This is a genomic window from Streptomyces sp. NPDC008313 (assembly GCF_042956125.1).
Classification (GTDB): domain Bacteria; phylum Actinomycetota; class Actinomycetes; order Streptomycetales; family Streptomycetaceae; genus Streptomyces.
Window position 1 is genome coordinate 139,776 of the sequence record NZ_JBIBFR010000001.1, and the last position, 24,915, is coordinate 164,690.

The 24,915-nt window shown below is 71.1% G+C and carries 25 protein-coding genes; 6 read left to right on the forward strand and 19 right to left on the reverse strand.

The annotated features are described in order from the left end of the window. Positions 1 to 25: 25 nt before the first annotated feature. Positions 26 to 997: a LysR substrate-binding domain-containing protein gene (locus ACFY93_RS00645; protein WP_391352319.1), complete on the reverse strand. Its 972-nt coding sequence runs from the start codon at positions 995 to 997 to the stop codon at positions 26 to 28. Positions 998 to 1,207: 210 nt separating this feature from the next. Here ACFY93_RS00645 and ACFY93_RS00650 point away from each other — a divergent pair, with 210 nt between their 5' ends. Beyond that, complete coding sequence (locus ACFY93_RS00650) at positions 1,208 to 1,762, forward strand: redoxin domain-containing protein (protein WP_391352321.1); 555 nt, start codon at positions 1,208 to 1,210, stop codon at positions 1,760 to 1,762. Between the two features lie 3 nt (positions 1,763 to 1,765). Continuing rightward, positions 1,766 to 2,302, forward strand: a complete 537-nt coding sequence (locus ACFY93_RS00655; protein WP_391352323.1) for a carboxymuconolactone decarboxylase family protein — start codon at positions 1,766 to 1,768, stop codon at positions 2,300 to 2,302. A gap of 188 nt (positions 2,303 to 2,490) precedes the next feature. On the opposite strand, the gene ACFY93_RS00660 is transcribed toward ACFY93_RS00655, so the two are convergent. From ACFY93_RS00660 to ACFY93_RS00675, 4 genes are all read right to left on the reverse strand, one after another. Continuing rightward, positions 2,491 to 3,960: an AI-2E family transporter gene (locus ACFY93_RS00660; RefSeq protein ID WP_391352324.1), complete on the reverse strand. Its 1,470-nt coding sequence runs from the start codon at positions 3,958 to 3,960 to the stop codon at positions 2,491 to 2,493. A gap of 137 nt (positions 3,961 to 4,097) precedes the next feature. Next, on the reverse strand, positions 4,098 to 4,814 hold the full coding sequence (locus tag ACFY93_RS00665; RefSeq protein ID WP_391352326.1) for a transglycosylase SLT domain-containing protein: 717 nt from the start codon (positions 4,812 to 4,814) through the stop codon (positions 4,098 to 4,100). 451 nt (positions 4,815 to 5,265) lie between these two features. Further along, on the reverse strand, positions 5,266 to 6,591 hold the full coding sequence (locus ACFY93_RS00670; RefSeq protein ID WP_391352327.1) for a PhoH family protein: 1,326 nt from the start codon (positions 6,589 to 6,591) through the stop codon (positions 5,266 to 5,268). A 380-nt stretch (positions 6,592 to 6,971) separates the two neighbouring features. Then, on the reverse strand, positions 6,972 to 7,733 hold the full coding sequence (locus ACFY93_RS00675) for an isoprenyl transferase (RefSeq protein WP_391352329.1): 762 nt from the start codon (positions 7,731 to 7,733) through the stop codon (positions 6,972 to 6,974). Between the two features lie 570 nt (positions 7,734 to 8,303). Between ACFY93_RS00675 and ACFY93_RS00680 the strand changes: the two genes are divergently transcribed. Then, positions 8,304 to 8,639 carry a DUF192 domain-containing protein gene (locus tag ACFY93_RS00680; RefSeq protein ID WP_391352331.1) on the forward strand — a complete coding sequence of 112 codons (336 nt, stop codon included), beginning with the start codon at positions 8,304 to 8,306 and terminating at the stop codon, positions 8,637 to 8,639. A gap of 210 nt (positions 8,640 to 8,849) precedes the next feature. Here ACFY93_RS00680 and ACFY93_RS00685 read toward each other — a convergent pair whose 3' ends face one another. The 14 genes from ACFY93_RS00685 to ACFY93_RS00750 form a co-directional block, all read right to left on the reverse strand. Beyond that, the gene (locus tag ACFY93_RS00685; RefSeq protein ID WP_391352333.1) at positions 8,850 to 9,641 is read right to left on the reverse strand and encodes a methyltransferase domain-containing protein; all 792 of its coding nucleotides are present in this window, start codon (positions 9,639 to 9,641) and stop codon (positions 8,850 to 8,852) included. A gap of 132 nt (positions 9,642 to 9,773) precedes the next feature. Continuing rightward, positions 9,774 to 10,409 carry an OmpA family protein gene (locus ACFY93_RS00690; RefSeq protein WP_391352335.1) on the reverse strand — a complete coding sequence of 212 codons (636 nt, stop codon included), beginning with the start codon at positions 10,407 to 10,409 and terminating at the stop codon, positions 9,774 to 9,776. A gap of 2 nt (positions 10,410 to 10,411) precedes the next feature. Beyond that, positions 10,412 to 11,005: a hypothetical protein gene (locus ACFY93_RS00695; protein WP_391352336.1), complete on the reverse strand. Its 594-nt coding sequence runs from the start codon at positions 11,003 to 11,005 to the stop codon at positions 10,412 to 10,414. Between the two features lie 15 nt (positions 11,006 to 11,020). After that, positions 11,021 to 11,626, reverse strand: coding sequence for a pilus assembly protein TadG-related protein (locus ACFY93_RS00700; protein ID WP_391352943.1), 606 nt, complete (start codon positions 11,624 to 11,626; stop codon positions 11,021 to 11,023). After that, on the reverse strand, positions 11,623 to 11,793 hold the full coding sequence (locus ACFY93_RS00705; protein ID WP_391352978.1) for a hypothetical protein: 171 nt from the start codon (positions 11,791 to 11,793) through the stop codon (positions 11,623 to 11,625). Before ACFY93_RS00705 ends, ACFY93_RS00700 begins: the two co-directional genes overlap by 4 nt. A gap of 162 nt (positions 11,794 to 11,955) precedes the next feature. Beyond that, positions 11,956 to 12,717: a LuxR C-terminal-related transcriptional regulator gene (locus ACFY93_RS00710; protein ID WP_391352337.1), complete on the reverse strand. Its 762-nt coding sequence runs from the start codon at positions 12,715 to 12,717 to the stop codon at positions 11,956 to 11,958. Further along, a complete protein-coding gene (locus ACFY93_RS00715) occupies positions 12,710 to 14,182 on the reverse strand; it encodes a histidine kinase (RefSeq protein ID WP_391352338.1) in 1,473 nt (490 codons plus the stop codon). Before ACFY93_RS00715 ends, ACFY93_RS00710 begins: the two co-directional genes overlap by 8 nt. 22 nt (positions 14,183 to 14,204) lie before the next feature. Continuing rightward, a complete protein-coding gene (locus ACFY93_RS00720) occupies positions 14,205 to 15,110 on the reverse strand; it encodes a DUF5936 domain-containing protein (protein WP_391352339.1) in 906 nt (301 codons plus the stop codon). A 13-nt stretch (positions 15,111 to 15,123) separates the two neighbouring features. Beyond that, a complete protein-coding gene (locus ACFY93_RS00725) occupies positions 15,124 to 16,074 on the reverse strand; it encodes a type II secretion system F family protein (RefSeq protein ID WP_391352340.1) in 951 nt (316 codons plus the stop codon). Between the two features lie 28 nt (positions 16,075 to 16,102). Next, positions 16,103 to 17,443 carry an ATPase, T2SS/T4P/T4SS family gene (locus ACFY93_RS00730; protein WP_391352341.1) on the reverse strand — a complete coding sequence of 447 codons (1,341 nt, stop codon included), beginning with the start codon at positions 17,441 to 17,443 and terminating at the stop codon, positions 16,103 to 16,105. A 38-nt stretch (positions 17,444 to 17,481) separates the two neighbouring features. Further along, positions 17,482 to 17,853, reverse strand: a complete 372-nt coding sequence (locus ACFY93_RS00735) for a TadE/TadG family type IV pilus assembly protein (protein WP_391352342.1) — start codon at positions 17,851 to 17,853, stop codon at positions 17,482 to 17,484. Positions 17,854 to 18,044: 191 nt separating this feature from the next. Beyond that, the gene (locus ACFY93_RS00740; protein WP_391352344.1) at positions 18,045 to 19,667 is read right to left on the reverse strand and encodes an AAA family ATPase; all 1,623 of its coding nucleotides are present in this window, start codon (positions 19,665 to 19,667) and stop codon (positions 18,045 to 18,047) included. A 160-nt stretch (positions 19,668 to 19,827) separates the two neighbouring features. Then, entirely contained in the window at positions 19,828 to 20,544 is a 717-nt protein-coding gene (gene cpaB, locus ACFY93_RS00745) for a Flp pilus assembly protein CpaB (protein ID WP_391352346.1), read from the reverse strand. Positions 20,545 to 20,675: 131 nt separating this feature from the next. Beyond that, complete coding sequence (locus ACFY93_RS00750) at positions 20,676 to 21,569, reverse strand: hypothetical protein (RefSeq protein ID WP_391352347.1); 894 nt, start codon at positions 21,567 to 21,569, stop codon at positions 20,676 to 20,678. Between the two features lie 500 nt (positions 21,570 to 22,069). Here ACFY93_RS00750 and ACFY93_RS00755 point away from each other — a divergent pair, with 500 nt between their 5' ends. The 3 genes from ACFY93_RS00755 (at position 22,070) to ACFY93_RS00765 (ending at position 24,913) form a co-directional block, all read left to right on the forward strand. Next, a complete protein-coding gene (locus ACFY93_RS00755) occupies positions 22,070 to 23,827 on the forward strand; it encodes a glycosyl hydrolase family 18 protein (protein ID WP_391352348.1) in 1,758 nt (585 codons plus the stop codon). A 103-nt stretch (positions 23,828 to 23,930) separates the two neighbouring features. After that, complete coding sequence (locus ACFY93_RS00760; RefSeq protein WP_391352349.1) at positions 23,931 to 24,425, forward strand: SseB family protein; 495 nt, start codon at positions 23,931 to 23,933, stop codon at positions 24,423 to 24,425. Beyond that, positions 24,422 to 24,913, forward strand: coding sequence for a hypothetical protein (locus ACFY93_RS00765; RefSeq protein WP_391352351.1), 492 nt, complete (start codon positions 24,422 to 24,424; stop codon positions 24,911 to 24,913). Before ACFY93_RS00760 ends, ACFY93_RS00765 begins: the two co-directional genes overlap by 4 nt. Positions 24,914 to 24,915: the final 2 nt, after the last annotated feature.

The window sequence follows — 24,915 nt, forward strand, 5'->3', positions numbered from 1 at the left end:
AACCCCCGCCCTGCGCCCGCTGCCCTCAGAGGACTCTGACGGGCAGCGGGCGCAGGGCCTCGCGGAGCGCCGCGGCCAGTTCCTCGTACTCCGCGGCCCGGGCCGCCTCCGCGCGCATCGCGAAGGCGATGCGCCGGGTGGGGGCCGGGTCGGAGAAGGACGCGGTGAGCAGCTGGTTGCTGCGGGTCGTCTCGACCTTGACGGCGGTGCGCGGCAGCAGGGTCACGCCGAGCCCGCCGGCGACCAGCTGGACCAGGGTGGCGAGCCCGGCCGCCGTCGTGGTGACCGGCGCGTCGGCGCGCCCCGCCTCCCGGCAGATGTCCAGGGCCTGGTCGCGCAGGCAGTGCCCTTCGTCGAGCAGCAGCAGATTCAGCTCGCGCAGCACCTCGCGGGGGATGCCCTCCCGGCCGCCGAGCGGGTGGCCGAGCGGCGTCACGAGCACGAAGTCCTCGTCGAACAGCGGGAGTTCCACCACCCCCGGTATGCCGAGGGGCACCGCGAGCAGCAACAGGTCGAGGCGGCCGACCGCGAGCCCGTCCAGCAGGCTGGCGGTCTGCTCCTCGTGGACCTGGAGGTCGAGGTCCGGGTAGCGGTCGTGGACGAGCCTGAGCACGGCCGGCAGCAGATACGGCGCCACCGTGGGGATCACCCCGAGCCGCAGGACTCCGGTGAAGGGCGCCCGCACCGCCTCCGCCTCCTCCAGCAGCGCCCCGACCTCGTCGAGCACCGCCTTCGCGCGGACGGCGAGGCGCTCACCGGCGGGCGACAGCAGCACCTTGCGCGTCGTACGCTCCAGCAGGGTCACCCCGAGCGTGTCCTCCAGCGCCGAGACGGCTCCGGACAGAGCCGGCTGGCTCATGCCGATCGCCGCGGCCGCGTCACGGAAGTGCAGATGCTCGGCGACGGCGGCGAAGGCGCGCAGCTGGGAGAGGCTGGGACGCCTCGGCTTGCGCACGGTCGCACGGCTGTGCGCGGCTGCTGCCTTGCGAGTGGTCACGGGGTTTCCGGGTCCTTCCCTGCGGACAGCGGCCGTCGCTGCCGCCGTCACGGCTCGGCACCGGCAATCCCGGCACTGATAGCCACTTACGATCAACTCGACCAAGTATAGCTATTTCACTAATCAATGCCCTTCGTGTCAGCATCATGATCGTCCAACCCATGGGAAAAGGCCCTCACAAGGGGCGTTTCCTCGCTGCAAGGAGAGCCCGTGCTCACTGTCGGTGACAAGTTCCCCGAGTTCGATCTGACCGCCTGTGTCTCGCTGGAGAAGGGCGAGGAGTTCGAGCAGATCAACCACAAGACCTACGAGGGCCAGTGGAAGATCGTCTTCGCGTGGCCCAAGGACTTCACCTTCGTGTGCCCCACCGAGATCGCCGCCTTCGGCAAGCTGAACGCCGAGTTCGCCGACCGTGACGCCCAGGTGCTCGGCTTCTCCGGCGACTCCGAGTTCGTCCACCACGCCTGGCGCAAGGACCACGAGGACCTGCGCGACCTGCCCTTCCCGATGATGGCCGACTCGAAGCACGAGCTCATGCGTGACCTCGGCATCGAGGGCGAGGACGGCTTCGCCAAGCGCGCCGTCTTCATCGTGGACCAGAACAACGAGATCCAGTTCTCCATGGTGACCGCCGGCTCCGTCGGCCGTAACCCCAAGGAGGTCCTGCGGGTCCTCGACGCGCTGCAGACGGACGAGCTGTGCCCGTGCAACTGGACCAAGGGCGAGAACACCCTCGACCCGGTCGCCCTGCTGGCCGGTGAGTGACCCATGGCCCTCGACGAGCTGAAGGCCGCCGTCCCGGACTACGCCAAGGACCTCCGGCTGAACCTCGGTTCGGTCATCGGCAACTCCGACCTTCCGCAGCAGCAGCTGTGGGGCACGGTGCTGGCCTGCGCGATCGCCTCGCGTTCCCCGAGGGTCCTGCGTGAGCTGGAGCCGGAGGCGAAGGCGAACCTGTCGCCCGAGGCGTACACCGCGGCGAAGTCCGCGGCGGCCGTCATGGCGATGAACAACGTCTTCTACCGCACCCGGCACCTGCTCTCCGACCCGGAGTACGGGACGCTGCGGGCGGGCCTGCGGATGAACGTCATCGGCAACCCCGGTGTCGAGAAGGTCGACTTCGAGCTGTGGTCGCTCGCGGTCTCCGCGGTGAACGGCTGCGGGCAGTGCCTCGACTCCCACGAGCAGGTACTGCGCAAGGCCGGGGTCTCCCGCGAGGTGATCCAGGAGGCGTTCAAGATCGCCTCCGTCATCCAGGCCGTGGGCGTCACCCTCGACTCGGAAGCGGTCCTCGCGGACCAGTAGTGGTTCCGCACCGAACGCCGGAGGGGCTGAGGAGATCTCAGCCCCTCCGGGGGTCCCCCCTGGTCGAGCGGAGCCGAGAGCTTGGGGGAGTTCGCGGAGCGGGGTCCGGGGGCGGAGCCCCGACATCGGGACGGGAAGGGGCCGAGAGGCGAGGGCCCGCAGCGGGCGCGACCGGCCCCGGGCCGCGCCTACACCGACGGAAGCGGCGCCTCCGGGGCTGCCCCTACCGGGGCTCCCGCCTCCGAGGCCGGCGGAGCCGACGCGTCCGGCCCGGCGGGCACCGTGCTCCGCGCGGCCATCTCCTGCGCGTACTTGCGCAGATACCCGACCACCGTGTTGGTCACGGCCACCAGCGGAACAGCCACCACGGCTCCCCCGATCCCCGCGATCATCCCGCCCGCCGCGACGGACAGCACCACCGCGAGCGGATGCACCCGCACCGCCCGTCCCAGAATGAACGGCTGCAGGATGTGGCCCTCGATCTGCTGCACGGCGAGGACCACCACCAGCGTCATCACCGCGGTGAAGACACCCTGCGTGACCAGGGCCACGACGACGGCCAGCGCGCCGGACACGACGGCGCCGACCAGCGGGATGAACGCGAACAGGAAGATGAAGACGGCCAGCGGCACGGCCATCGGCACATCCAGGAAGTAGATGCCGAGACCGATGAAGATGGCGTCGATGAGGGCCACCAGCACCGTGCCCCGCACGTACGCCGTCAGCGTCCGCCAGGCCCGCGGGCCCGCGCCCGCGACACCGGGGCGCGCGGCGGCCGGGACGAGCTTGAGCGTCCACTCCCAGATGCGCTTGCCGTCGTAGAGCAGGAACAGCGTCGAGAACATCGTCAGCAGGATGCCGGTCAGCGCCTCGACGATGACCGTGACGCCCTCCAGGCCGGCCGAGGTTATCTGGTCGGTGTTGGCGCCGATCGCCTCACGCAGGTTCTTCGCGATCTCGTTGATCTGCTTGTCCGTCACATGGAACGGGCTGTTGAGGAGCCACTTGCGCAGCTCGTCGATGCCGTCCTGGACCTGGTCGGACAGGTTGTCGAGGTTCTCCATGACCTGCCAGGTCACGAACCAGCCCATCAGGCCCATCACCACGAACCCGAGGATCGCGGTCAGCGCGGTGGCCAGGCCCCGCGGCACGCCGTGCCGCGTCAGCCGGGCCACGGTGGGCTGCAGCAGCGCGGTGATGAGCAGCGCGGCCACGAACGCCAGGACGACGAGCTGGACGGCGCTGATGACCCGCATCAGCACCCAGACGGTGCCGGCGAGGACGAGCAGCCGCCAGCCGGCCTCGGCCGCGACCCGGACACCCCACGGCACGGCCGCGGAGGGGTCGGGCCTGGCCCCTATCGCCGGGGCGTAGGCGGGCGGAGCGGGCACGACCTCCAAAGCCCCGGACGGTTCACCGGACTCCGACGCGGACGAGCCGGCGTCCCCGGAACCCGACGCGGCACGCGTGTCCGGCGGACCGGACGCGTCCGGCTGGTCCGACGTTCCCGCCCGCCGCGGTCCGGGCGCCGCCGACGACGGTGACCGGGTCCCGTCCTGGGACTCCCTCTCCACCGCGGCCCGGCGCTCGTTCAAACGCTTCTCGGCCTCGGTCAGTCGGGCGCCGAGCCGACCGAGCCACCCTGGCACTCTCGACATGATCCGTCCTTTTCCCCCGTTGCTCCGCACCACTCCCCCCTGGAGTCGCCGGCTCCGACCGTACATGGCCGGAGCCCCTCACCATAGGACGGTGAGGGGCTCCGGAAGGTTGAGCGGCCGGGTGTCCGGCACGGGGCTCAGTACCAGTGGTTGGCCTGCCAGAAGGTCCAGGCCTCACACGGGCTGCCGTAGCGGCCGTTCATGTAGTTGAGGCCCCACTTGATCTGCGTGGCCGGGTTCGACTGCCAGTCGGCGCCCGCGGAGGAGTACTTGGACGCGGGCAGCGCCTGGAAGAGACCGTAGGCACCGGAGGACGCGTTGACGGCCTTGTAGTTCCAGCTGGACTCGTGGTTCACGATGTTGCTGAAGCACTGGAACTGGCCGCCCGGCACCATCTGGCGCGCCATCGCCTGGATCTGCGCGACCGAGTACGAGCTCTGGACGGAGAAGCTGGTGGCGTCGCGCGTGGAGCTGCGGCTGGCCTTGGCCTCCGCGTCCTTGCGCTCCTTGGCGTCCTTCTCGGCCTTCGCCGCGGCCTTCTGCTTGGCGATCGCGTCGTCGGCCGCCTGCTTGCGGGCCGCCTCCTCCGCGTCCTTCTTGGCACTCGCGTCCGCGGCGATGGCCTGGACGTCGGCCTGCTGCGTCAGGGACGCGGTCTGCACCTGAGCCTGCTGGCCCGTCGGTATGTCCGCGAGGAGGGTCGCGTCGCTCGCCGTCGCCTCGGCATCGTTCGACGGCTGAGCGGTGCTGCCCGAGGCAACGCCGACGACGGCTCCGACGGTGGTGACCGCGGTGGCCGAGGCCACTGCGAATCCCCGGACCGAAATCCGGCTCACACGGTTTCCTTCCAGCATCGCCCGCTGTAGGTGACCCTCGCGGACGCAATCGTGCCCCTTGGCGCTGGCCTCCCAACTGCGGGGTCACGGGAGGCACGGGCCCGGTGGGCAACTCCCTTGCGGGGAGCGCCGCGTGGTGCGCGGGCGGCATACGACGGCTCTATGGAGTTCTGAGGTTCCTGTTGTTCTCTACCTCCCCCAGAGCCCTAAGGGCCTGGGCGGTACCCCCAGGGGTACAGCTGTGTCGTATGCGGGGCCTGACAGGAACGAGACTCTGCCGTAACCCGGCGCCGGGAGGCAATTCTCCGTTGCGTGTGAAAGCTCACACCCCGTTTGGCCCAGGAGTTTCGCGGAAATGAGCGCGCAGCACGGCGCCGCCCGGCTAAGCTCTTCACCTTTGCCGGACGGCGCCAATTACCGTGTAGCCACCACCCTTTGACCAGATACGATCAGGTGGGGCCAGATCCGATCAGATGTGTCCGTCCTCCAGCATTTCGGTCACAAGCGCGGCGATCTGGGACCTCTCGGACCGCGTCAGGGTCACATGGGCGAAGAGCGGATGCCCCTTCAGTTTCTCGACGACGGCGACGACACCGTCGTACCGGCCGACGCGCAGGTTGTCCCGCTGAGCCACGTCGTGGGTGAGGACCACGCGTGAGTTCGCGCCGATCCGGGACAGAACGGTCAGCAGGACGTTCCGCTCCAGGGACTGGGCCTCGTCCACGATCACGAAGGCGTCGTGGAGCGAGCGGCCGCGGATGTGGGTCAGCGGCAGGACCTCCAGCATGCCCCGCGCGGTGACCTCTTCTATGACCTCCCGGCTGGTGACGGCGGAGAGCGTGTCGAAGACGGCCTGCGCCCAGGGGCTCATCTTCTCGGACTCGGAGCCGGGCAGATATCCGAGCTCCTGCCCGCCGACCGCGTACAACGGCCGGAAGACCATCACCTTCTGGTGCTGGCGCCGCTCCAGCACGGCCTCCAGACCCGCGCAGAGCGCGAGCGCGGACTTGCCCGTGCCGGCCCGGCCGCCCATCGACACGATCCCGATGTCCGGGTCGAGCAGCAGGTCGAGCGCGATCCGCTGCTCGGCGCTGCGGCCCTTGATGCCGAACGCCTCCCGGTCGCCGCGCACGAGGCGCACGTTGCCGTCGGCCGTGACCCGGCCGAGGGCCTTGCCGCGCTCCGACTGGATCGTCAGCCCGGTGTGCACCGGCAGCTCGGCGGCCTGTGGGACGTAGACGTGACCTTCCTCGAAGAGGATGTCCACCTGCTCCCCCGGGAGGGTCAGTTCGGACATCCCGGTCCAGCCGGAGGAGCCGGTGATGGCCAGCTCCGCGCGGTACTCCTCGGCGAGGAGACCGACGGACGAGGCCTTGATCCTCAGCGGCAGGTCCTTCGACACGACCGTGACGTCGTACCCCTCGGCCTGCAGGTTGCGGGCGACCGCGAGGATGCGGGAGTCGTTGTCCCCCAGGCGGTAGCCGCTGGGCAGCACGCTGGGGTCCGAGTGGTTGAGCTCGACCCGCACGGTCCCGCCGAGCTCCCCGATGGGGATGGGGGCATCAAGACGGCCGTGCCGCACCCGGAACTCGTCGAGCAGGCGCAGGGCCTGCCGGGCGAAGTAACCGAGCTCCGGATGGTGCCGCTTGGCCTCCAGCTCCGTGACCACGACGATCGGCAGCACGACTTCGTGCTCGTCGAAGCGGTTCATGGCGTTGGGATCGGCCAGCAGGACGCTGGTGTCGAGAACATAGGTGCGCCGGTCTGGCTTGTGGCGCTTTGTGCTGGTCACCACGGAAGGACGTACCCCCTCGGATGAGGTCGGGGAGCGACGAAGGAGATGCTGGGCCGGGGCGGGCGGGAGAGATCCCGACCGGTCTCGGGCGCCGATGCGCGGGCCGAGGACCGGCCCTCCGTCTCGTCCGTGCCGATGACCGCACGGTCGCACTGGTGCAAAGGGCCTCCCGGGCGGACGGCCCCGAGCCGTCCGCTGAGATCCGGCACCCGTGGTTCGGGTGCCGACCTGGAAGGTTTATGCCCTCAAACAAACGCCGCCATGCCAGAGGGCACGGCGGCACATTCGTTAACTCCTGGTGAAGTGCGTCCCCGCTGTACGCCGCCCGGTACGTCCGGGCGCGTCACGACGCCGCGCGGGCGGTCCCGGCGGCGCGCGGGTCAGCCGCCGAAGCGACGGTGGCGGGCCGCGTAGTCGCGCAGCGCGCGCAGGAAGTCGACCTTGCGGAAGGCCGGCCAGAAGACCTCGCAGAAGTAGTACTCGGAGTGCGCGGTCTGCCAGAGCATGAAACCGGACAGCCGCTGCTCGCCGCTGGTGCGGATCACCAGGTCGGGGTCGGGCTGGTCGCTCGTGTAGAGGTGCTTGCCGATCATGTCGACGTCGACGATGTCGGCGAGGCCCTCCAGGGAGGTGCCCTTCTCGGAGTGGTCGAGCAGCATCGAGCGGACGGCGTCGGCGATCTCCTGCCGGCCGCCGTAGCCGATGGCGACGTTGACGAGTATTCCGTCGACGTGGGCGGTGGCCTCCGCGGCCTCCTTGAGCGCCGTCTGCATCTGCGAGGGCAGGATGTCCGGCGTACCGACGTGGTGGACGCGCCAGCGGCCGTCGGCGGCGAGGGTGCGCACGACGCCTTCGATGATCTCCAGGAGCGGGACCAGCTCCTCCTGCGGACGGTCGAAGTTGTCCGTCGACAGCAGCCAGAGGGTGACGACCTCGACGTCCGTCTCGGAGCACCAGCCGAGGAACTCCTCGATCTTGTCGGCGCCGGCCCGGTGCCCCTGGGCGGCCGTGCTGCCCGCTGCCTTCGCCCAGCGCCGGTTGCCGTCCATGATGACGCCGATGTGCTTGGGCACCTGGTCGTGGTCGAGGCGGCCTTCCACCCGGCGTGCGTAGAGTCCGTACACCAGGTCGCGCAGGTTCACGTGTTGTCAGCCCCTCCGTGCGGATGAGACAGGTGCGGGCGAGCGCGGTCACTGTCCATATGGTGGTCCCCGGGGGCGAAGCCTACCCCCGCCCCGGCCCAGCCCGGCCACGGGCGGCAGTGGGCTGACCCGGGCCCGCATCCGTGAACAGCACATATCCGACCGCCCCGCGATCACCGCGCCGCGACGAGCCGGGCGGTCCCGGGCGCACGGGGGCGCACACCGCGCGGGCCGGGTCCGGGCACAAAAAACGGGCCGGTCCGTGGGGGGGGAGACGGACCGGCCCGAGGGGGGGCTTCCACCATAACCCTTCGTGAGTGCTGCTGTGTGCATCGGCGTGCCACAACTACTCTCCGAATTCACCCGGCGACGCCTCGACAGGGGCGGAATCCGCCATTCAGCGGGTCACCCCCGCCGATTCACGATGGTTTCGAAGGAAATCCTGCGCTTTTTCAGGGGATCAGAAGGGATCACTCACCGTCGCAGAGCCCTCCGCGACACACCCGGAAATGCTCCAGCCGGGTGACGGGCGAGCGACGCCCCCTTGACGGTGCCGCTAGGTTCGCAGCCATGGCCACGTTCACCACGCCCGGCACACCGGAGCCGGTACCGCTGGAGATGGCCGAGTCGGCGCGGGCCCGCCGGCGCGGGCTGCTCGGACGGGACGGGATCGAGGGGGCCCTGCTGATGAGCCCCGCGAGCGCGGTGCACACCCTGGGCATGCGGTTCGCGATCGACGTCGCCTACCTGGACCGGACACTGCGGGTCGTGGCCGTACGCACGATGAACCCCGGCCGGGTGGGACTGCCGCGCCCGCGCGCACGGCACGTCCTGGAGGCGCGGGCGGGGGCGATGGCCCGGTGGGGCGTACGACGCGGAGTGCGGATCACGGTCCGGGACCGGTGAGGATCGCGGCACCGCGCAGCCCCCTCCACCGCACGGTACCGCCCGCGCCGCTTTGCTCACGCGAATTACCTTGGCCTGAACCTACGGGAAGCGGGGACCTCAAAGCGAGCCGCTTCCGGTAACGATGTGGAAAAACCGTGCAGGTGACGGAGGTTCGGATGACGGACCGGTCAGAGTTTATCCAATATCGGATCATTTGCACGATTCGGATTATTTGCTCGCTGTCCGGGACGTCGGCTTGCGGGCCTCGATCAGGAAGCGGCTGCTGTGGGCCACGAACGGCCCCTCCGTCTCGATGCGCCGGTGCAGGGAGCGAAGCCGCCGCTCGTACCGGTCGACCGTGAAGCCGGGCACCATCCAGATCACCTTGCGCAGGAAGTGGACGACGGCACCGATGTCGCGGAACTCCATGCGCAGCCGCTCGGCCCGCAGATCGACGACGTCGAGCCCGGCCTCCACGGCGGCCTCGCGGGCCTTGCCGGGATGCCGGGCGTTCCTGACGTCGTCCGGCTGCGGCCCCAGGAAGTACGCGACGAGCTCGACCGCGCTGGCGGGCCCCACCTGCTGCGAGAAGTAGGTGCCGCCGGACCCCAGTACGCGGGCGATCTCGTCCCAGTGGGTGCGGACCGGGTGCCGGCTGGTGACCAGGTCGAAGGCCCCGTCGGCGAACGGCAGGGGCGCGTCCTCCTGGGAGGCGACGACGACGGCGCCCCGGGGGTGCAGCAGGGCCGTCGCCCTGGCGACGTTCGGCGGCCAGCCCTCGGTGGCGACGGTCAGCGGCGCGAACTCCGGCGCCGAGGCGAGGACTTCACCGCCGCCGGTCTGGATGTCGAGCGCCGCGGACGCCCCGGCCAGCCGCCCGGCCATCGCACGGGCGTATCCCCATGACGGCCGGGCCTCGGTGGCCCGTCCCTCGAACCAGGAGAAGTCCCAGCCCTCGACGGGCACGGCCTCCGCCTCGGCGACGAGGTCCTCGTAGCTGCGGCGGTCGGAGGTCGTCATGCCCGGGATCCTTCCAGGCAGCGGGCCGGGGCCGCGACCGAGTTTCCCGGCGCGGCCGGCCCGGCCCCCGCGCCTGCGGCATGATCCGCAGGACAGGACAGGACAGGAAGGGCAGGACAGGCCCTGGGCGCGTCACTCCCCCCGGGGGAAGGACACCTCCACACGGCGGTTCTTCCGGCGGCCCTGCTCCGAGGTGTTGTCGGCGATGGGGTAGTCCTCGCTGTAGCCCCGCACCTCGAAGGTGATGTCCTGCGAGCCGACGGCGGCCGCCAGTTGCTCGTGCACCGCCTCGGCCCGCTTCTTGGACAGGGTCAGCCCGTGCGCGTAAGAACCGAGGTTGTCGGTGAACCCGAAGACCCGGACGGTGGTGGCCTTCTGCGAGGAGATCTCCTTGGCGATCGCGTTGATACGGGAGTCGGCCTCGGGGTTCAGCTTCGAACTGTCCTTGGGGAACAGCACCTCGGCCTGCAGGGCGAACGTCACGTCCTCGTTCGTGTCCTCCCGGCGCTCCTCACCCCCGAGGTCCTCCACGACGGACTTGATGTCCAGCACCTTGGCCTGGGCGAGCGTCGCCCCGTCGGCGATCTTGAGCCCGGGGCTGTTCGCGTCCACCTCGGGAGGCGGTGACGTGGTGACGCTGCCCGGAGGCGCGCTCGGATCGTCGTCGTCCGCGTGGGCCGGAGCCCCGCCGGCCAGGGAGAGCGCGACCAGCACGGCCAGCGCCGTCAGCGTGGACGCCGCCGTCCTCGGGGTGGGGGTGCGTGCCATGGCTACTCACCCTCGGAGATCTCGATGGATGCGGGGGGCATCCCGCCCACCTGGAAGTCGACCTTGCTGGTCCCTTCGGGCGGGGCGGGGAACTGGGCGAACCAGTCCGCCGTCGCGCCCTGCCGGACGCCTCCGCTGAACTGCGTGCACAAGCACCGGCCCGAAGTGTCGCGGAGGATGAGGTATTTCTTCTTGCCTGACTGGTCGATCAGGCTCGCGCCCGCGATCGACGCGCCGTTCTTCGACAGTTCACGCTCGTCACCGCGCCAACTGGCCGCGACCCAGATGCTGTCAGTGTTGTTCGTCACCGTCCCTTGCACGGTGACGTAGCCACCCTGATCACGCTTGGCTGACGTGACCGCGAGCGTCAAGCCGTCCTCCCCCTTGACCTCAGCGAGCACCGTGTCCGGTTCGGCTGTTTCGGAATCCTTCTCACCGGCGTCGCTACGGCTCTTGGAAGGTGATGAGGAAGACGTTCCCTTGTCCGACTTCCCACCCTCTCCCCCGCCGCAACCGGACACCGTGAGGAGCAATCCCGCTGTGACCGCGACCGCGCTCAGCGTCCTGCGGCTTCTCATGGTGTGCCGAAGGTCCATCGGTAGGGCTTCCTCTCACTCGGCCAGATGCACGGAGAACAGCACGGACGCGTCGGGGAGGTCGTCCGGATCGAAGTCTTCGGGGTCGATGTCCACCGTCTGCCCGTCGCAGTCCAGTTGCACGGCCTTCTCGGGATCGGCGTCCGGATCGAGATCACAACGCGGCTGGATCACGGCGACGGCATGGGCCTTCGCCTTCATGCCCTCGGTGCCGGGAATGATCGAGTCGCCGACGGCGTAATTGGTCTCGATCTCGACTCTGAAACCCGGGTTGCCGTTCTTCGTCAGTTGCTGGAAGCCGACCACGGACGAGTCGTTCTCGGCGGCCAGCTGACCGGCCGCACCCTGCGCCCCCGCGCCCGTGGGCAGCTCGTCCCCCAGCCAGTCCAGCCAGGCGTCGTCCTCGCCGATGGCGGCCGTGAGCCCGTCCATCAGCTCGTCCCTCGCGTCCTGCGCTGCCGCCAGGGCCGCTGCGTCCGCCGCGGACTGGGCTCCGTTACGGGCGGACGCCGCCTGGGCGAAGGCGAAGAGGGCGAAGGCGGCGAAGAGCAGGATCGCTGTCAGCCAGATGTAGATCGGGAGCGTCTGCCCTCGGTCGCCCAGCAGTCGTACGGCGGTCAGCCGCCGATGACGTCGTTCACCGCATTCAGGATCGCGCCCGAGATGAGGCCGTCGAGTCCAAGGCTGTCGATCAACGTGAAGATCCCCGCGATGATGATCATCAGCCCCGCGTACTCCACGAACCCCGCCCCCGCGTCCGCGTCCCTGCCCCGCATGCGGGAGGCCACGTTCCGCGTCCATGTGTTCAGTCCGCGTCCGACCCTGTTCGCCCACGTCTTCGCCACCATGGCACCTGCCCTCCCACCGAACGCCACTACCGACCCGAGCACCGTACGTGAGAACACGCCTACTCCGGGTGGGCCCAGGGGCCCAACTTCCGGGCTGTGACGTCATCTTGTCCACCCCCTGGGGGCGGTGCCCAGCCAGTGGGCGATCGCTTCGCTGCGCGAGGACGTGTGCAGCTTCGCGAAGATGCGGTTGATGTGGTTCTTCACCGTCTTCTCGCTGATGAAGCACGCGGCGGCGATCTGCTGGTTGCTCATGCCCGACGCGATGAGATCCATGACCTCCACCTCCCGTGAACTCAGGTCCTGCGCCAACCGGTCGCGGCCGTGCCGGTGGAGAGCCGCCGCGTACGCGCGTCGGGCCTTCGACGACTGTGCCACAACCGATTGCACTTGCGAAGAGTTTTCGTTCGGTTCGTACGAAGCGCCGGGTGATTCCCGGACAGTCCCCGCCGGCCCCGTCCAGGCACAGCCTCCCGTACCCGGCCCTCTCAAGTCCATGACGGCGGTCAGCAGTTCATCCGCCGTGAACTCGCCGTGCACCAGGTAGCCGGCCGCCCCCCGGCGTACCGCCTCGGCCACCACCTCGGGTTCGCAGCTGTACGTCAGCATCATCACGAGCGCGAAGCGCGACAGCTCGGGAAGGGCGGTGAGGCCGTCGGTGCCGGGCATCCGGACGTCGAGCAGGACGACGTCCGGGCGCAGTCGCCGCGCCACCGTCACCGCCTCCGCCCCGTCGGCCGCCTCGGCGACGACGTCGATGTCGGGGTGGCGCCCCAGCAGCGCGGCCAGTCCGGCGCGGACCACCGGGTTGTCGTCCGCCACCAGCAAGCGCAGGGGCGGACCGGGAGCTGTCCGGTCAGGCATGTGCGGCCTCCTCCTGGAGAGCGCCGGGGTCGAGCGGAACGTACGCGGGAAGGGACTGCGGGCCGGGTAGGGGGACCGTGAGGGAGACCTCCGTGCCGCCTCCCCGGGGGTTACCGCCGATGTGGAGACGCCCGCCGAGGGACACGGCGCGTTCCGCCATGCCGAGCAGTCCGAAGTGGCCGGATCTCGCCGCTGCGCCCAGAAGAACCGTGGTGTCGCAGCCCGCGCTGTCGCCCCGTAGGCGGGCGGTGGGCGCACCCGATCCGTCGCTCCGTACGAGCAGCCCGGCGGGCAGGCCCGTGCCGTCGTCCCGTACGCGCACCCGTACGTGGGAAGGGTCCGGGGTGTCCAGTGCGACCGTCACCCTGGTCGCCCGCGCGTGGCGGTGCACGTTCTCCAGGGCCTCCGAGACGACGGCCAGGACCTGGTGGGCGGTGGTGTGCGGGAGGGTCGGCGAGGCGCCGGTGCCGGTACCGGCGGAGCCGTCCGTGTGCGTGACGTGGACGCGTACGCCGCTGTGGGCCTCGAAGTCCGCCGCGAGGGCCGTGAGTTCGTCGTGGAGCCGGACGTCCGGGCTGGTCAGGTCGGTGTGGCGGCGCAGGTCCGTCAGGAGGTCCCGCGACTCGGCCGCGGCCCGGCGTGCCGCTCCGGACACCAGCGCCGCCTGGCGCTTGAGCGTCCGCGGGTCGGCGGAGTCCGCCGAGGCGGCGAGTGCGTCGGCGGCGAGGGCGAGTCCGTGCAGGGTCTTGGCGACGGAGTCGTGCATCTCGCGGGCGAGCCGGGCCCGTTCGGACTCGACGGCCTCCGCGACGGCGAGCCGCGAGTGCGCCTCGGCCAGCGCCTGGCCGGCCGCGCCGAAGCGGAACAGCAGGTTGCGCAGGGTGACGCCGATGATGCCGGCCGCGACGCAGAATCCGGCGACGAGGAGGGTGTTGGCGCCCGCTCCGGGGCGGTGTTCCCACGCCCGGAACACGGTGACGAGCACGACGAGCTGCAGCCCGGTGAAGACGCCGGAGCCCCGCCAGCCGTACAGCAGACCGGCGATCAGCGGCGTGCACACGGTCGTGTAGGCGAGCGGGGAGGCCGGGGAGGCGGTGAGCAGCAGGACCGCGCCGAAGGTGAGGTCGACGGCCAGCAGGGAGGGGTGGGCGAGCAGCCGGGGTGCCAGCCGGTCCCAGTCCCGGAGCATGGCGTACGAGCCCATGACGCCGAGGACCGCCGCGACCAGGACACCGTGGCGGGGCAGGCCGTCGGCTGCGTTGGCCATGGCGAAGGGCGCGCCGACGGCGATGGTGGCCAGGCGGACCGCGAAGGCCTGCCGGCACAGCGCCTGGAGCGCGTTGAGCTGGAGCCGCACGCCGCCGGGGGCGGGGACGTCGTCCGCGAGGTAGCCGGCGGCGCGGCCCCGCTTCCCGCGCGCCGCGCCGAGCCGGACCCCGGCCCTCCGTTCCCTCGTCTCCCTCATCGCTCTCACCTCCCTCATCCCCTCACCGCCCCAGAATCGAGCCGAAGTTGGTGCCGGAGCCGAGGAACATGCCCGTGGCGATGAGGATCATCGTGGCCGGGAGCATGAAGACCAGGGTCACCATCGTCGCCTTGGGGATGGTCTTGGCGGCCCTGCGGCGGGCGTTCTGCGCGTCCGTGCGGCGCATGTCCGTGGCGAGCTGGATGAGGGTCTCGGCGATCGGCGAGCCCAGCTCCTCGCCCTGCTGGAGCGCCGAGACGAACTGGGCGACCTGCTCGGAGGAGTTGCGTCTGCGCAGCTCGTCGAAGGCCTGGCGGCGGCTGACGCCCATGTCCATCTGGCGCAGGGTGATGCGTAGTTCGTCCGCCCAGGGACCCTCGTACTTCTCCGCCACCCGGTCCAGTGCCTGGCGGAAGCCGAGACCGGCCGAGACGACGACGGCCAGCACGTCCAGGAAGTCGGGGAGGGTGCGGTCGATGACCTCCTTGCGTTCGCGGATGGCCTGCCAGATCAGGGCGTCGGCGGCCAGCAGCCCGAAGGCGAGGGTGCCGGCGGCGAAGAGGGGCCGCCCGTTGCTGAGGAAGACCAGGCCGAGGACGAGGCCGAAGACGCCGTAGACCGCGCGGCGGGCGGCGTAGCGGCTGAGGGTGAGGCCGCCGGGGTTGCCGGCCATGTCGATGCGGCGGCGCTTGGCGTCGACGCGGCGCGGGCCCATCAGGCGCAGGACGAGGGGCGCGAACCGCATGCCGAGCCGGTCGACGGCCGAGTCCGCCTTGGAGACGCGGGTCGCGCCGACCTCCAGGGCGAGGGTCAGGTCGCTGGGGAGCTTCACGTCGGCGCGGATCATGCGGATGCCGAGGAGGACGCCCGCGACGGCCAGCGCGGTCAGCGCGGCGAGCAGCAGGCCGAGGGTCGTGGACGAGGTCATCGTGGCTCCTCCCTCAGACTTCGATCTTGCCGAGGCGGCGGATGACTAAGAAGCCGACCGTGTAGAGGCCGAGCGAGATCAGGATCAGGGCCTGGCCGAGCGGGGAGCCGGTGACGCGGGCGAGCGCGCCCTCGTTCGAGGAGTTGATCAGGAGCAGCGAGCCGAGGCCGAGGAGGGGGACGGTGAACGCGGTCGCGTTGACCTCGGAGAGCATCGTGCGGACCTCGCGTCTGGTCTCCTTGCGGTCCTCCAGCGTCTGGGTGAGGTTGCGCAGTGAGCTCACCACGGAGCCGCCCGCCTTGTTCGCGAGGACGAGGGTCGTGACGAGGACGATCAGCTCGCGGGACGGCAGCCGCTCGGAGAGTTCCGCGAGGGCGTCGTCGACGGTTCTGCCCAGCGTCAACTGGTGTGAGACGTGTGCCAGTTCCTCGCCCGCCGGGGCTTCCAGCTCCTCCGCCGCCATCGCGAGGGCGGTGCGCAGGGCCAGTCCGGCGGCGGTGGCGTTGGCGAGCAGCCGGGCGACGTCGGGGAGCTGGCCGATGAACGCCTCGATGCGCTTCTGCCGCTGCCAGTTGAGGAAGATGGCGGCGCTCCACACGCCGACCAGCCCGGCGATCGGGCCGAAGAACGGGGCGAGCGCCGCCGCGGCGATCAGCCACAGGGCGGCGACCAGGGCGGCGACGTACGTGGCGAACTCGCCCGCCGTCATGTCGAGTCCCGTCGCCGACAGCCGCAGGTGGATGCCCCGGCCGAGGCGGGTGCGGCGCAGCCTCCGGTCGACGGCGGTGAAGCGGCGTGCGCGGCCTCCGGCACCGCCGAGCGGATCGCGGCCTCCGCTTCCGGCGAGGCGGTCGACGAGGGCCTGGCGCTGGGCGCGCCCGGAGGCGTACGTGTGGACGCCCGCGACGGCGAGTGTGCCGCACAGGACGGTCGCGCCGAGGGCGAGCAGACCGGGGTCGTTCACGGCGCGCACCTCCCGGTGGTGACGGTTCTCATCCGATGGCCTGCCTCGTGTGGAGTACGTCGATGGCGTCGGCGACACCGAAGGCCTGCGGCAGCGGCTCGCCCGCCACGTACAGCTTCTCGGCGACGGAGCGGGGCAGCGGCAGGTGCTCGAAGTGGCCGTGGACGATCCGGTCGGCGCCGGGCGGGCGGGCGACGAACCGAGTCACCGGGGCGATCCGGAACTGCTCGCGGCCGTGCGAGACGACCAGGGCGATCTCCGTGACCTTGCGGGAGCCGTCGGCGTGCCGGGTGAGCTGGACGACGACGTCGACCGCCGAGTTGATCTGGTCCTTCAGCGCCTCGAAGGGGATGTGCACCTCGGACATGGAGCCCAGGGTCTGCAGCCGCATCAGGGCGTCCTCGGCGGAGTTGGCGTGCACGGTGGCGAGGGAGCCGTCGTGGCCGGTGGACATGGCCTGGAGCATGTCGAGGGTCTCTCCGCCGCGGACCTCACCGACGATGATGCGGTCGGGGCGCATGCGCAGGGAGTTGCGGACCAGGTCGCGGATGGTGATCTGGCCCTTGCCCTCGACGTTCGGCGGGCGGGACTCCAGGCGGATCACGTGCTCCTGCTGGAGCTGGAGTTCGGCGGAGTCCTCGATGGTGATGATGCGTTCCCGGGAGGGGATCAGCCCGGAGAGGGCGTTCAGCAGGGTGGTCTTGCCGCTGCCGGTGCCGCCGCTGACGATGACGTTGAACCGGGCGCGCACGAAGGCGGCGAGCAGCATCAGCATCTGCTCGTCGAGGGAGCCGAGGCCGATCAGCTCCGGGAGCGTGTAGGCGCGCGGGAAGCGGCGGATCGTGAGCGTCGGTCCGGTCAGCGCGAGCGGCGGGATGATCACGTTGACGCGCTCGCCGGTGGGCAGGCGGGCGTCGACCATCGGGTTGGACTCGTCGACGCGCCGGTTGACCGTGGAGACGATGCGTTCGATGGTCTGCATCAGCTGCTCGGCGGAGGCGAAGCGCAGGGGGAGCTGTTCGACGCGGCCGGAGCGCTCCACGAAGATCGAGTCGGGGCCGTTGACCATGATCTCGGTGATCGACGCGTCCGCGAGCAGGGGTTCGAGGACGCCGAGTCCGAGGGCCTCGTCGACGACGCGGCGGATGAGCTGGGACCGTTCGGAGGAGGAGAGGACGGGGCCCTCGCGGCTGATGATGTGGCCGAGTACGCGTTCGAGCCGGGCGCGGCGCTCGGTCGCGGCGAGGCCCGACATCTCGGCGAGGTCGATCTCCTCCAGCAGTTTGGCGCGGTAGACGGCGACGAGGTGTCCGTCCTCACGGGCGGGTCCCCCCTCGTCGGGGGCGGCGATACGGGACCGCAGGCTCATGTCTTCGGCTCCTCTCCGGGTGGGTCGGGGTGCGGGGGTCAGTCGTCCTGGTCGTTGGGCATGGTGGCGCTGCGGTGCACGTCCCAGCCGCCGCCGAAGAGGAACGGGACGACGGAGGGGACGTGGACGGTGGCCGTCGCGGTGGTCGTGTCGCCGCCGTCGCCCACGCTCACCTGGGCCTGGAAGCGCCCGTCCATCGCGGCGAGGCCGGCTCCCTCGCCGGTGCCCGGATGCTGTGAGGCGGCCCGGGCGGCGGCGCGCGCGCCGGAACCGGCCTGGTTGATGCCGTAGCCGACGAGACCGAGCTGGATGGCGGCCATCCCGATGACGAGCAGGATGGGCAGGAACCCGGCGAACTCCAGCATGGAGACGCCCCGGTCGCCCCGGTGCGCCCGGGAGCCGCGCCACATGCGCCGCCACTGCCCTCCGCACGTACCCGGCCGCGCCCGCCCGCGCGTGCTCGGCCGCGCCCTCCCGCGCGTACCCCCGCGCCGCGTCCCGCCCGTCCGCGCGCGGAGACTCGTGCCCCCACCCGAACCCGAACAGGCGCTCGTGCTCCCGCCCGTACGGGAGCGGTGCCCGTCCGTCCCCCGGTGCCCGGTCATCCCCCGTCCTCCTCCATCGCCGCCCCCGCGTTGCCCTCGACCCGCCAGTTCACGTCGAAGCCGGGGAAGAACAGCGGGACCTGGGCCGTGACCTCCGCCTTCATCACGGAACCGGACGGGGTGCAGCTGATGTCCGCGCCGTCCCAGGCGCCCGGGAGGTGCTTGGTCCCGGCCGCGGCGCAGGCCCCCTGGTAGTCCTCGCCGGAGGCGTACGCCGCGGTGGCGGCGCGGGCCGCCTCGTCCGCCGCGTTCCCGGCGAGGGACCAGGTGTAGCCGTAGAGGACGCACTGCCAGAGGATCGTCATCACGACCAGCAGCAGCGGAAACATCCCGGCGAACTCCAGGGTCACCGCTCCCCGGTCGCCGCCCCTGCGGCGGAGGCCGATCGCGCCCCGGTCCGAGGACGCCTTCCGGCGCCTGCCGCCGCCACCGCCGCCGTCCTGGGCGGCGGCCACCAGCCCCAGTTCCCCCGCGAGCGTCCACAGGGCCTGCTTCACCGTGGACCGGGCGTCCAGGTCCTGTAGGCGGCCCGCGTCCACCACGGACTGGAGTTCCTTGAAGGCGGCGGGCACCGCGGTGCGGGCCGCCCTGGTCCCGGTGACGCGTTCGACGAGGGACGGCTGGATCTCCGTGGCCCGCGAGTGACGGTTGACGACCGTCAGGGTCTCCTCCGCCTTGCGGATCTGGAGCCGGTCCCACATGCGGACCATGCGCTTGGCGGCGCGGACGGCGATGACGTCGGGGGTGACCATGAGCAGCGCCTGGTCGGCCATCTCGACGGCGGCGGCGGTGGCGGAGTTCATCTGGGAGCCGCAGTCGACGACCACGACGTCGTTGCGGGAGCGGAGCGCGGCGACGATCTGCCGCGCCGCCCGGTCGGTCACCTCCTCGCCGCGCTCGCCCTCGGCGGGGGCGAGGAGCAGCCCGAGCCCGCTGTCGTGGGTGTAGACGGCGTCCTGGAGGACGCGCGGGTTGATGTCGGTGATCCCGGCGAGGTCGGCCACCGAGCGGCGGAACTGCACGTCCAGGTAGGAGGCGACGTCCCCGCACTGGAGGTCAAGGTCGACGAGGGCGACCGTGCGGCCGGAGGCGCGGGCGGCGAGGGCGAGCTGGACGGCGGTGACGGTCGCGCCGACGCCGCCCTTCGCGCCGGTCACGGTGACGACGGTGCCACCGGGGCCCGTGTACAGCTCGGGCGTGCCGCTGCCGAGGTGCCTGCGCATGCCGAGGGACCAGGCGGCGGCGGCCTGGACGCGCTCGGCCAGGGCTTCGTAGCCGAGGGGCAGGCCGACGATGCCGCGGGCACCGGAGTCCATGGCGCCGGTGAGCACCCCGGCGCTGGTGTCCGCGGTGACCAGGACGACGCCGACGGCCGGGAAGCGCATGACCACGTCCCGGATGACGTCGAGGGCCGGGACGGGGCCGATGCGCTCGTGGACGAGGACGACCTCGGGCAGCTCGTCCAGCGACTCCCCGGCGAGCCGGGCGAGGGTGTCGACCAGGGCCGTCGAGTCGGCGACGGGCGGGGCGGGTTCGGCGTCGGCGAGCTGGCTGAGCAGCGTGGTCAGTGCGCGCGCGGAGTCGATGTCACCGACGGCCGGGAGGATACGGATGGTCACCCTCGGCCCCCTGGGGAGTGCGGTGTGAGCGGTTCACGGGGCGGGCGCGGGGCCGGATCGCGAAGGGGCCGCGGAGCGGTGCCGCGGGCGCGTCGCGGGTGGTGGCGGGCCGGTCGGGAAGCCGGCCGGTCCTGTCGGGACGACCTCATGCCGCGGCCTCCTACTTGTCCTCGTCGAGGGTGTACGTACGGTCGCCGGGGTCGACGCCCGCGCCGGAGGAACCGCCCGCGACCAGCGCGAGCCGTACGTGGGTCGCGAACGACTCCGCGTACGCGACGCGCTGGGCGTCCGCGGTGCCGAGCGCGAAGGTGATGGGCACGGCCTCGGTGGCGGTGCGGCGGCGATCGTCGCTGGACTGGCCGGGTTCGAGCGCGGTCAGCTTGCCGACGTCGATGACGCGGGCGTTCTCGACGATGACCCTGGACTGGTCGCGGCCCTTGTCGTTCTCGGCCTTGAAGGTGGCGTAGATGTTGACGCGCGCGCCGGGGTCGATCTTCCCGGCCACGCCCGTCGCCGCGTCGATCATGATCGCGATCTCCTGCTGGCCGGCCTCCAGCGCCGGACGGTTCACGATCATGTCGGTCTGGAGCAGGGAGCCCTTCTCCAGCCGGGTGACCGCGATCTTGCCGCGTATCTGGCGGAGGCTGGTGACCGCCGTCGAGGACAGCCAGCGCTCGGGCATCGAGATCTTCTCGAACTGGTCGGCCGACAGCGCCTTGTAGGGGGCGATGTCGCTCTTGAGGCGGTACGCGGTGACCTCGGGGCCGACCTTCGAGTTCACGTCGCGGATCACCGACAGCACTCCGGCGAAGGCGCCGAGGGCGCACAGGACCGAGAGGACCAGCAGGACGACACCGCGACGCTGGCGTGAGTTCATGGCGCGGACAACCTCATCGGAAGGGGGACGGCGGGGTGGGGCGGTCGAGCCGGGTGGCGCTGTTCAGCGGTGCTGGCGGGAGGGCCTGTCGCGTGTGACGTCTCCGCGGGCCAGGAGGTGTCTGACACCCCCTAGGTGGCGCCCCGTGGCAGGGCGCGCACTGAGGAGGCTGCCCGGACGGCGGGGGTTGGAAGCTCCGGCGGCGGTGCGAGTGGCGCGGCGCAGAAACCACAGCGGTCACCGATGAGTTCGAGGCCGCACCAGTGGCACTCCTCCCGGCGGACGGACGACACGAGCTGGTAGAGCACGGACACGTCGTACAGACCCGCCGCGAACTCGGCGAGCCGGGGGGTGCCCCACCAGCGCGGGGACTGTGCGGGCAGCGGCACGGTCGCGACGGCCTGGACCTGCCAGGCGGGCGCGAGCGTCGTGGCGACCCAGTCGGACGGCGGCTGCGTCCCTGCGACGAGCATCCGCGTCCCGAACTCCGGTCCGGCGAGCAGCGGCTCCCCCGCGCCGGCCGTCTGGCCGACGCGGACGAGCTGCGGGCGGGGATTGGCCAGTACGGCGAACTGCGCGCCCGGCACCCACGACTTGGCGTGGGACTTCAGGGACACGGGTACGCGGTCGAGCTTGGCGACGGAGCCGAGCAGTGCGCCGGCGTAGATGTAGTGGGCGAGCAGCCGTGCGGAGGAGGCGAGGACGCCGGGGCTGAAGTCGCAGGCGGAGAGCTGGCGCAACTGCTGCGAGAGCAGGGCGAGTCCGAGTGGGGGCAGGTCGACTTCGACGAGCGCGATGCGGTCGCTCTCCAGCACCGAGCGCACGGTGTGCAGCCGCTGGGCGACGGGGCTGCCGGTGTCGGCGGGTAAGAGCGCGATGACGTAGCCGTGCTGCTCGACGAGCGCGTGCAGAGCGGTGAGGGCGCCTTCGAGGCTGTCGAGAGGCGGGACGACGGCGGGTGGCGTCTGCCGGTCGTGCGGTGGGAGCACCAGGTCGGGACTGGTGACGGCTATCGCGGTCGGCACGCTGCACACCACCCCGTTCACCGCGGGGTGTGGTCGAGCACCGCCGCAGATCGCCCCTGTTCCGCCATGACCATCGGAGCCGTCCCAGATGGCCGCAGGTGGCCACAGACGGACACGAGGGCACGCGAACCGGACACAGCGTGTCCCGAGATGCCCCGTGGTGCCTTGTGACTCCTCCTGCATCTGCACCATATCCACGCGATGCGCCGCTCAACACCGACTTCGCGAGATCAACTCACCGAAGGTGCGACCATGATCGACGGAGAGTGAGCCGCGCGTCCCGCAACTCCGCCGTGCGGCGCGGGAGTTGGAGTGCCACAGGTCTTGACAACCTGATTGGTCTGGACCACCTTGTTGGTCGAACGGTGGCCACCGCTTCAGCGTGCGTTTCCCGGAGCTTTCCGGCCCGGAGGCCTCCCCGCCCCCGGACGGAGCCCTCCCCTCCCTCCCCTCCCCCCATTACTTCCTCACCGGAGGCCCCAGTGGACCCCGTTTCAGGCATGTCCGCATCCGGACGCGCGACCGCGTCCGGACCGGCAGGCGTACCCGTTGGCTCCCCCAGGCGCAGGCGTGCGTGGGCGGGCGGACTCGCCACCGTGCTCGCGGCGTCGGCCCTCTCGCTCACCGGCCTGGCCGGCGAGGCCCAGGCGGCGGACGTCAACAACGTCAAGAACGCCGGTTACGAGTCGGGGCTGGGCGACTGGACCTGTTCGGCGGGCAGCGGCACGACCGTCTCCTCCCCCGTGCACGGCGGTTCGGCCGCGCTGAAGGCCACGCCGGCGGGGCAGGACAACGCGAAGTGCGCCCAGACCGTGGCGGTCAAGCCCAACTCGACGTACACGCTGAGCGCGTGGGTGCAGGGCAGCTACGTGTACCTGGGCGCGACGGGCACCGGCACCACGGACGTGTCGACCTGGACGCCGGGCTCCTCCTCCTGGCAGCAGCTGAAGACCACCTTCACCACGGGCTCGTCGACGACCTCGGTGACCGTGTACACGCACGGCTGGTACGGGCAGGCCGCGTACTACGCCGACGACCTGTCGGTGTTCGGCCCGGACGGCGGCGGGGGCGGCGACGGCCCGGCGCCCACGGTCCCGTCGGCCCCGGCCGGCCTGGGGGTCGCCTCGACGACGTCCTCCTCGGTCTCCCTGAACTGGAACACGGTCTCGGGTGCCACCGGCTACAACGTCTACCAGGGCGGCGGCAAGGTCCAGTCCGTCACCGGGACGTCGGCGACGGTGACCGGCCTGTCGGCGTCGACCGCGTACTCCTTCCAGGTCACGGCGGTCAACGCGGCCGGTGAGTCGACGAAGTCGGCGACCGTCACCGCGACGACGGAGCCGGGCTCCTCCGACCCAGGGGGCGGCGGCACGGTGCCGAAGCACGCGGTGACCGGTTACTGGCAGAACTTCAACAACGGCGCGACGGTGCAGAAGCTCTCCGCCGTCCAGTCGCAGTACGACATCATCGCGGTGGCCTTCGCGGACGCCACGACGACCCCGGGCGCGGTCGACTTCAACCTCGACTCGGCGGGCCTCGGCGGCTACACGGCCGACCAGTTCAAGGCGGACATCAAGGCCAAGCAGGCGGCCGGCAAGAAGGTGATCATCTCCATCGGCGGCCAGAACGGCACGGTGGCCGTCAACAGCGCCGCCTCCGCGGCGAACTTCGCCGACTCGGTCTACTCCCTGATGCGGACGTACGGCTTCGACGGCGTCGACATCGACCTGGAGAACGGGCTCAACGCGACGTACATGTCGCAGGCGCTGCGGTCCCTCTCCGCGAAGGCGGGCTCGTCCCTGGTCATCACGATGGCCCCGCAGACCATCGACATGCAGTCGACGTCGAACGAGTACTTCAGGACGGCGCTCAACATCAAGGACATCCTGACCGTCGTCAACATGCAGTACTACAACAGTGGTTCGATGCTGGGCTGTGACGGCAAGGTCTACAGCCAGGGCTCCGTGGACTTCCTCACCGCGCTGGCCTGCATCCAGCTCGAGGGCGGCCTGTCCCCGTCCCAGGTGGGCCTCGGCCTCCCGGCCTCCACCCGCGGCGCCGGCAGCGGCTACGTCTCCCCGGGCATCGTGAACAACGCCCTCGACTGCCTCACCAAGGGCACGGCCTGCGGCTCCTTCAAGCCCTCGAAGACCTACCCGGGCCTGCGGGGCGCGATGACCTGGTCGACCAACTGGGACGCGACGGCGGGCAACGCCTGGTCCAATGCGGTGGGCCCCCACGTCCACGCCCTCCCGTAACCATCCCCGGCCCCCCACCCGCACGCGGCGTGACCGCCCGCCCAACAGGGCTACGGTCACGCCGCGTTGCGTCTCATCACCCCTCTGTGTGATGTTGGGGAACATGAGTACGGACGGGGGCGCCGACGGCGGCGACACAGACCTGGTCGCCGCGGTGCGACGATCCCAGCGGGGCCTCGCGACTCCGCAGGACGTGTTCGCGGCGTTCCTCACGGCACGCGTCTACTGCGAACGCCCGTCCCAGCCCGGTTTCCTGACGGTGGACGCCCCGCCCTCACCCGGCGCCCACCCCCGTTCGGCCCTCTCCCAGTACGCCGGGAACACGGCGCCGGAGGAGCCGCCGCCCACCACCCGCCTGCTCCCGGTGTTCACGTCGCTGGAGCAGTTCGGGCTGTACGTGGGTGAAGGCCCGTACTTCTCGACGACGGGCGCCGACGTACTCGGCCTGCTCCCACCGGGGCTGGACATCTGGCTGGACCCGGCCGCTGACCATTCCGTACGGCTGGCGTCGTCGGCGGTTGAGCTCTCCCCGGTTCTGAACATCTCGTACCGAGACCGGGACCGTGCGCGGGACCGAGACCGGAGCGGTGCCGCGTGAGCGACCGGCAGTCCTGGCTGATACCCAAGGGCGCGGACGGCGGGGAGTTCAAGTACCAGGTGGCGCTCCTCAAGTCGATCGCCACACCGCTGGACGAGTCGATGACCGCGGCCCGGGACATCTGCGAGGAGCGGGGAAAAGCCAAGTTCACGATCCACGGCACCTTGGACAAGTCGGGCGCTCCTGATGTCACCGACGCGGTGAACGGCTTCCTCGACAAGTGGTGTCACGGCCTGGGGACCATCGTCGACGACGCGGACGTGATCGTCAGCGCCCTGCGGACGACGATCAACGACTTCCTCGCGACCGGTACGGAGGTCGCCTACAAGATCCTCATGGACGAGCGCCTCCAGCAGTTCAAGGACGACCACCCGGTGACGACGTGGCTCGAGGATCAGGGCATCACAGGGGAACAGCAGCGCATCATGCGCCGCGTCGACCACTCGGGCCAGGACCAGAACCACGGCCAGAACGACGACCAGGACTAGGG